This window comes from Nonomuraea recticatena (assembly GCF_039533245.1).
Taxonomy (GTDB): Bacteria; Actinomycetota; Actinomycetes; order Streptosporangiales; family Streptosporangiaceae; genus Nonomuraea; species Nonomuraea roseola.
This window is the reverse complement of record NZ_BAAATE010000079.1, coordinates 1-7,861: the sequence shown is the minus strand read 5'-3', so window position 1 is coordinate 7,861 and position 7,861 is coordinate 1. Positions and strand designations below refer to the sequence as shown.

Annotated in this window: 7 protein-coding genes; 6 read left to right on the top strand and 1 reads right to left on the bottom strand. The window is 67.6% G+C overall.

All coding sequences use genetic code 11. The features are described 5' to 3' along the window. The coding region (locus tag ABFX50_RS49990) for a hypothetical protein (RefSeq protein ID WP_346158235.1) at nt 1-382 on the top strand (382 nt) is incomplete at its 5' end. A gap of 259 nt (nt 383-641) precedes the next feature. On the opposite strand, the gene ABFX50_RS49985 is transcribed toward ABFX50_RS49990, so the two are convergent. Beyond that, nucleotides 642-1,187: a DUF4158 domain-containing protein gene (locus ABFX50_RS49985; RefSeq protein ID WP_346158234.1), complete on the bottom strand. Its 546-nt coding sequence runs from the start codon at nt 1,185-1,187 to the stop codon at nt 642-644. A gap of 367 nt (nt 1,188-1,554) precedes the next feature. Here ABFX50_RS49985 and ABFX50_RS49980 point away from each other — a divergent pair, with 367 nt between their 5' ends. The 5 genes from ABFX50_RS49980 to ABFX50_RS49960 all read left to right on the top strand — a co-directional run bounded on the left by ABFX50_RS49980 (nt 1,555) and on the right by ABFX50_RS49960 (nt 7,736). Continuing rightward, entirely contained in the window at nt 1,555-2,073 is a 519-nt protein-coding gene (locus ABFX50_RS49980) for a (2Fe-2S)-binding protein (RefSeq protein ID WP_346158231.1), read from the top strand. A gap of 2 nt (nt 2,074-2,075) precedes the next feature. Then, entirely contained in the window at nt 2,076-3,065 is a 990-nt protein-coding gene (locus tag ABFX50_RS49975; protein ID WP_346158229.1) for an FAD binding domain-containing protein, read from the top strand. Next, on the top strand, nt 3,062-5,281 hold the full coding sequence (locus ABFX50_RS49970) for a xanthine dehydrogenase family protein molybdopterin-binding subunit (protein ID WP_346158225.1): 2,220 nt from the start codon (nt 3,062-3,064) through the stop codon (nt 5,279-5,281). Before ABFX50_RS49975 ends, ABFX50_RS49970 begins: the two co-directional genes overlap by 4 nt. 481 nt (nt 5,282-5,762) lie before the next feature. After that, nucleotides 5,763-6,851, top strand: coding sequence for a low temperature requirement protein A (locus ABFX50_RS49965; RefSeq protein ID WP_346158224.1), 1,089 nt, complete (start codon nt 5,763-5,765; stop codon nt 6,849-6,851). Nucleotides 6,852-6,905: 54 nt separating this feature from the next. After that, nucleotides 6,906-7,736 (top strand): SDR family NAD(P)-dependent oxidoreductase, encoded by an 831-nt coding sequence (locus tag ABFX50_RS49960; protein ID WP_346158221.1) that lies wholly within the window; start codon nt 6,906-6,908, stop codon nt 7,734-7,736. Nucleotides 7,737-7,861 lie beyond the last annotated feature (125 nt).

Here is a 7,861-nt window from a genome sequence, read left to right as displayed (position 1 = left end):
ACCCGTGCCGCCAGGCCGCGCACCGAGCCCGCCGCCGCGCCGCCGAGGCCGCCGGTCATGCCGCGCGGCTTGGCGAGCGCCTGGCCGACGAGGCGCGGCCGCCGCCCGCCATCTGGTCGACGAGCTGAGCGCGGCGATCACCGCGATCGGCGCCGCAGGCCTCGAGCAGGTCGTCGAGGCCGGATCGCCGAACGGGCGCCAGAGCGACCTGGTCGAACTGACAGGCCGGCTGACCAAGCTGGTCGGCTCCATCAGCGCCACGTCCGCGACCTGTCACGCTGAGATAAGCGCAGCAGGCCTCCGCATCACCGCGATGCGGGGCCTGCCGGCTGCGACTCAGAGCTACCCGGCCCGCCGCTGGTCGGCGGTGGGCAGCAACTGAGTGACGTTGCTGGTCGTCGTCCTGGTCATGCGGATCCGGCGCCAGGCGGTAGTCCAACGAGTGAGTTCTTCACTGCCGCCACACCCGCGGATGAAGGCCATGACAACCTTGAGCGAGGGCATCTTGGGCGGCTTCCTGATGTCGAGCGCCTCGCACAGGGTGCTCGCTCCCACCGCCTCGCCAGCGCGGGTCCCGGGGCTTCGAGATACCTCTAGCGCATGCGCGAGCGCGGCATCCATTGTCGGTCTGTAGCCATCCGCTACGCTTGGTGACGTTCGTCGTGTTCCCGCGCTGTGGGAACGGCTACCTGCCGAGGCCGCTTCCCTGCCCGACCGACGAGGGCGCGTGGAGGAGTGCGACCTTCGCCTGACAGTTGGGGTGCGGGCACGACGCACACCGTTGGCCCCTGGCGCGTCCACCTGCGGCAGGGGCCGCCGCGCGCGCGAGCCCGCCGCCGCGGGACCAAGGCTGGCCACCGCTGTCGGTGCCACAGCCCGCTCATCCGTCCTGGTCCAGGGCGGATGCCGCCTCGGCCACTGTGGCGTAGCAACCGAAGACCCGATCCAGGCCGGTGAGGTGGAGAGGCATCCCGAATCATCCACGCATGGTCGTAGGCCGTCTGCGCACGCACGGCGTACTTCTTGACCTGCGACGCATCACCGATCCTCAGCTGCTCGGCGAGATAGTCCATCATCGGCCACGGCACCACCAGAGGATCCTCCAGAAACAACCCCTTGTACCGAAGCGTCCCAGTCTGGACAGCAACGCCCAACCGGCGCGAATCGACCCTCAACTGCGCGATCATATTCCGGTCGAAGGCGTCTAGGAAGAAGAACTAACTCCAGATCCGACAGCGATGGCATCTCGGCGAACGATGCGTACGCCGCCCTCTGCTCAGCCGACAGGAATTCCGCAGGCATGCCAGCAAAGTAGGCCCACAACGACAGCAATTAACCCAGAGCAATCAATCCGTTACGAAGCGAACGGTCTAATCGCCCCGTACGTCATCATCAATCTCATCTATAACGGCTGTCCGGCGGTTCCTCGGCCGCGAAATTACCGGCTCGGCGCCCTCTACTGTCCCCTGAGTACGAGGCCCGGGCCGCTTCCCCCGACCCAGACACTCGATGTCCATAATAGCCATAAATGTCCGTTTTGGTTATACTTTGCGCATGACGACAGCGGACAGTACGGCACACCCGTACGACGAGGCGCCGCCCGAGGCGCCCCAGGTTGAAGTCACCCTCCACGTCAACGGCACCTCCCGCAGACTGCGGCTCGACGCCCGTGTCACCTTGCTGGACGCCTTGCGCGACCACCTGGCTCTCACCGGTGCGAAGAAGGGGTGCGACCAGGGCGCCTGCGGCGCCTGCACCGTGTTGGTCGACGGCAAGCGCGTGGTGTCGTGCCTGATGCTCGCCGCCCAGTGCGAGGACCGTGAGGTCACCACCGTCGAATCCCTGTCCGAGGGAGGGGCGCCACATCCTGTGCAGGCGGCCTTCGCCCGTCACGATGCATTCCAGTGCGGCTACTGCACTCCTGGACAGATCATGTCGGCGGTGTCGCTGCTGGCGGAGGGCCGGGCGGACTCGGAAGAGGACATCCGCGAGTTCATGAGCGGCAACATCTGCCGCTGTGGGGCCTACCCGAACATCCGCGCGGCGATTCGCGAAGTGGCTGCGGGGGGTTGACGATGCGTCCGTTCGAATATGTCCGAGCCGCCGATGTCGGTCAGGCCGTGGCCATGGTCAGCGCCGACTCGAACGCCTCCTTTCTCGCGGGCGGCACCACGCAGCTGGACCTGATGAAGGACGGCGTGCTAGGCCCCGAGCGGCTTGTCGACATCACCCGGCTGCCGCTGGGCGGCATCACGCACAGCGGCTCGGCGATCCGCGTCGGCGCGCTGACCACCATGGAAGAACTGGCCGCCGACCCCGTCGTGGTCGAGCGCCTGCCCTTCGTCCGGGAAGCCCTTCTGCTCGGAGCCTCCACTCAGCTGCGCAACATGGCTACCATCGGGGGCAACCTGCTGCAGCGGGCCCGGTGCCGCTACTTCCGGGACCCGACCGTCGCGGCGTGCAACAAACGTGCTCCGGGGTCGGGGTGCGCGGCCATCACCGGTTTCGCCCGCATGCACGCCATCCTGGGCACCAGTGAGCACTGCATTGCCCTGCACGCCTCCGATGTAGCGGTCCCGCTTGCGGCTTTGGACGCTCTCGTCCACGTTCAGGGCGTGAACGGTCCGCGCAGCATCCCGCTGACCGAGTTCCACCTCCCACCGGGGAACACCCCGCACATCGAGAACGTGCTGCAACACGGCGAACTGATCACCGCGGTCGAGGTGCCCCTTCTCCCGGAGGGAGCACGGTCTCACTACCTGAAGGTCCGCGACCGCGTCTCGTACGAGTTCGCGCTGACCTCGGCCGGTGCCGCTCTGATGATGGAGGACGGCATCATCCGGGAGGCCAGGGTGGCCCTGGGCGGCGTCGGCACGATCCCATGGCGGGCGTGGGGCGCCGAGGACGTCCTGCGCGGGGCGGCCGCGCGCCGTGACACCTTCCGCGCGGCGGCGGACGTCGCCCTGGAGGGAGCCAGGACGCACCCCGGCACGGCGTTCAAGGTGGACCTGGCCAAACGGACCCTGGTGCGCACCCTGGAGATCGTCGCAGGAGCGGAATCATGACCACATCCCCAACGATCTCCCCAACGATCGCGGTCATCGGCGCAGGCCTGGACCGCGTGGACGCCCCGCTGAAGGTGGCGGGCAAGGCGCATTACCCCAACGACTTCGGCTATACCGGCATGGCTCACGCCGCCCTGGTGCGCAGCACCATCGCCGCCGGGCGGATCCGTGCCATCGACACCTCGCAGGCTCAGGCCGCTCCGGGGGTGCTGACCGTCATCACCCACCTGAACGCACCGAGACTGGAGCGCGGGCCGATGACGTTGCTGGGGCCGTCCCCGCCGGCTCCGCTCCAGGACGATCGCGTCCTGCACTACGGGCAACATGTCGCCATCGTGGTGGCCTCCACCGCGGAGCAGGCCAGGCACGCCGCGTCGCTCGTGCGGGTCGAGTACGAAAGCACCGAGGCCCTGCTCGACGTCGACGACCCCAGAGCGGAAGTCCTCACCGACCCCTGGAGTCTAGACAGCGAGCGCGGCGACGTGGCCGCCGGTTTCGCCGCCGCTGACGTCGTGGTGGAGGGCACCTACACCACCCCCGACAACACCAACAACCCGCTCGGCCTGATGGCCACGATCGCCGTCTGGAACGGCGACCTGCTCACCGTCCACGACTCCACCCAGTGGCCCCACAACGTCCGGACCTCCCTCGCGGCGATCTTCAAGATCCCGGAGAGCGGCATCCGGGTCCTGGCCCCCTACGTGGGCGGCGGCTTCGGCGCCGGGCTGCGCATGTGGCCCCACGTCATTTTGACCGTGCTGGCCGCGCGTGAGGTCGGGCGGGCGGTGAAGCTCGTGCTCACCCGGCCCGAGATGTTCACCTCCGTGGGCCATCGGCCGAACAGCGTCCAGCACATCAGGATCGGGGCCACCAGTGTCGGTGACCTGGTCGCCATCGAGCACCACGGCACCTCGTCGGTGGCGATGGAGGACGATGACTACGAACCGGTCTCCCTGTGCTCGGCAGTCTCCTACGCCTGCCCCAACGTCCGGACCCGGGATCGGCAGGTACGGCTCAACATTCCGTGCCCGGGGTCCATGCGGGGCCCCGCCGAGGGCCAGGGCAACTTCGCCCTGGAGTCGGCCATCGACGAACTGGCGCATGCCCTCGGCATGGACCCGCTCGAGTTCCGCCTGCGCAACTACGCGGGCGAACATCCGCTGTTCGGTCTGCCCTGGTCGAGCAACGCGCTGCAGGAGTGCTACCTGCGAGGCGCCGAGCGTTTCGGCTGGTCGCAGCGAACCCCCGAACCGGGGAGCATGCGCGACGGACGCTGGCTGGTCGGCTACGGCCTGGCAGGTGTCTCTTATCCCAACTACCAGGTGCCGTGCCAGGCCCGCGCCTCGGTGCACCGCGACGGATCGGCGTTCGTACGCAGCGCGGCCACCGACATCGGAACCGGCACCTATACGGTCATGACCCAGCTGGCAGCCGAACTCCTGGGGCTGGACACCTCACGGGTGCGTTTCGACCTTGGTGACTCCGACATGCCCTACTCGCCACAGGCGGGCGGCTCGGGCCTCACCGGAGCTCTCGGCAACGCCGTTCACGCCGCCTGCCGGCGACTTGTGGGGGAGTTTCTCGACCTGGTCCGCGACGACATGGACTCACCGCTGCGCGAGGCCAAGCTCGACGACGTCACGGTCAGTGAGGGACGCATCCACCGCATCGGCGCCCCCGAGCGGGGCGAGTCCTACACCGACATCCTGGCCCGCCACGGCCTGGAGGAACTGAGCGCCGACGGCAGGAGTACCCCGCCCCGGGCCGAGGAACTCGGGATGGCCGTCGCCGGCGCGTTCGGAGCCAAGTTCGTCGAAGTCCGCATCGACCCGGACCTGGGGCTGCTGCGGGTGACACGGGTGGTCTCGGCGATCGACGGCGGGCGCATTCTCAACGAGAAGACGGCCACCAGCCAGATCATCGGCGGTACGGTCGGCGGCATCGGGCAGGCGCTCTTCGAGGACACGGCCACCGATCAGGGGACCGGGCGCATCGCGAACGCGACGTTCGGCGACTACCTGGTGCCCGTCAACGCCGATGTCCCGGACATGGACGTGATCTTCGTGGGCGAACCCGACCGGGCGACGCCGGTCGGCACCAAGGGCGTCGGGGAGGTCGGCCTGGTCGGTGTGGCGGCGGCCATCGGCAACGCCGTCTACCACGCCACGGGGCGGCGCATGCGCTCCCTGCCGATCACCATCGACCAGCTGCTCTGACAGACCATCGAGCCACGAGCGAAAAGGAGATTCCGCCGGAGCCCGACGTAACGGGCTCAGTCGGGATCCGCCTATCCTGTTGCGCAGGTAGCTCCAGGCCACCATGGGCTGCAGGACGGACATCGGCTTTCGCCGTCCGGGGAGAGGACGTAGCGCATCCGCACGCGTTCGCGCGGGTCCACCCCGGCACGACCGGCGGCCGGGTCACCCGGCTCCGGAAGCACTATCCGTTGTCGTGGCCCACAGAGGAGGCCTTAATGCCAGAAATGTGCCTTGTGGATCGTCCGGGAGCTTGAGTGTCCGGCCGGTGAGGCTGCCGCGGCGCCGCCGGCATTCGTTCACGTGACCGTGACGCGCACAGGTGCGTGACCCAGAGGCGCCTTGGCCGCCGACACCGGATGAAGGAGAGGAACAGATGACGTCACCCAGGGCTCGTCTGCGGCTGTGGACCTCCGAGAGCACAAGCGGCCGAGTAACTCCGATGGAGCTCTTCTTCGACCTGGTGTTCGTCTTCGTGGTCACCCAGGTGACGCACGCGGTGGAGGCGCATCCCGGTTGGGAAGGGCTCCTCAAGGGGCTGCTGCCCATGATCGTCGTGTGGTGGATGTTCAGCGCGTTCGGTTGGCTCACCAACGCAGTACGGCCCGACGTGGTCCCGGTACGGCTTCTGCTGACTCTCGCGATGATGGCCTTCTTCATCATGGGTCTGTCCGTCCCCTATGCCTTCGAACCCGAGGGGTGGGCCTTTCCCATCGCGTACCTGGCCGTGGTCGTCATCCACTGCGTTGTCTACCTCACCGCCAGTGCCCCGTCGGCCAGGCGGGCCATCCTGCGCAACGCGCCGTTCAACGCCGCAGCCGGCGTGCTCGTCCTCATCGCACCGCACCTGCCCGAGACATGGAGCTGGGTCTGCTGGGCCGCCGCCGTACCCACCCTGTACCTTTCCCCCTTCCTGGGACGCATCCACGGATTCATCATCGAGCCCCACCACTTCGTGGAACGCCACGCGCTTCTCCTGATCGTGGTGCTGGGCGAATCGGTGGTGGCCATCGGCATCGGCGCCGGGAGTCCGCCAAGCCGCGCGGTCGACCTGCCCCTTGCGCTCGGCGTGATCCTGGGCATCGCGGTGACGGCGGGACTGTGGTGGGTGTACTTCGACGGGGACGAAGTCCGGGCCGAGGCGGAGTTCGAGAGGGCCACCCCACATCAGCGTCAGATGCTGGCCTACTACGCCTTCACCGGTGCTCACCTGGTGATGATCATTGGCGTCATCCTCGTCGCGGTCGGCATCACCGACGCCATCCACCATATCCACGGGCATGTCTCGCCATGGTGGCTGGGCTGCGGTGCCGCGATCTTCCTCGCCGGACACGCGATCTACCGCGCCATGCTGAAGAGCGGACGGATCACCGATCGCGTCGTCGGAGCAGTGTGCGTCGTGCCTATAGGAATAGGCGCGTCATTCGCGGGCTGGGCCGCCATGACCGCCGTCGTGGTCGTACTGGCCGCCATCGCCACCATCGACCATCGTCTGGTCTCACGAAGGCGCGCCCAGCGACAAGACCAATGAGCCGCTGCCGCTGTCGCCGCCTCGACCATCACCCTTAGGGATCGTCGCCAAGCCATGAAGCCCCACAACCCTGAAGAAACAGCAGTCGTGCTGACCGGCGCGACCAGCGGCATCGGCGAAGCCGCCGCCCGGCTGCTGGCTCCGCGGACCTCCTGCCTGTACGTGCACGGCCCGGAGCGGCCGACCGAGATCGGTGGGCTGCTGGAGCAACTGCAAGCTACCAGCGCGGGGCAGGTGCACTATGTGCAAGCCGACTTCGATCACCTGGCCGCGGTGGAGGAGATGGCGGCCGAGATCTCGAAGAGAACAGATCGCATCGATGTGCTGGTCAACAATGCCGGCCGTCCAGGCCCGCCGCGGCGAACGATCAGCCGCGACGGCAACGAGGTGACCCTGCAGACGAACTACCTTGCCGCTGTACTGCTGACCGAACGGCTCACGCCCTTGATCCTCACGGCAGACGGGCGAGTCGTGCACGTCGCTTCGGCAACGCATCTGTCCGCGTCGCTCGATCCAGACGACCTCAACCTGGAGCACTCCCCTTACAGCCCGACAGCCGCCTACGCCCGCTCCAAGCTGGCGCTGGTGGCACACGCCCGTTGGCTGGCCGAACAGGCATCTCAACCGCAGCCAGACATCGTGAGCCTTCACCCCGGAGTCATCAGCACAACCCTGCTGCACGCGATGTTCGACATTGGCGGCGCGTCCGTCCAGTATGGGGCCCGCAATGTGGTGCATGCCGCTCTCTCCGGTAGTCGATGGCGGGGACAGTATGTGGACGAGACACGGCCTGCCCAGCCCAACGCCGCCGCCCTTGATCCCGACTTTCGGCGCCGACTGGCCGAACGCACGTCCGCTGTGCTGCACCTCAGCGGGCATAGGTAATGCTCAAAGTGCCTAGTGTTCCTCGCCTTTAGACCGTGACTCATTTGGAGATTGATCGTTAGACCGTTCGTGGATGCGTTCCTTCGACGGCTGGTGCCTGATGAGTTGTGGGAGTTGTTCCTGCG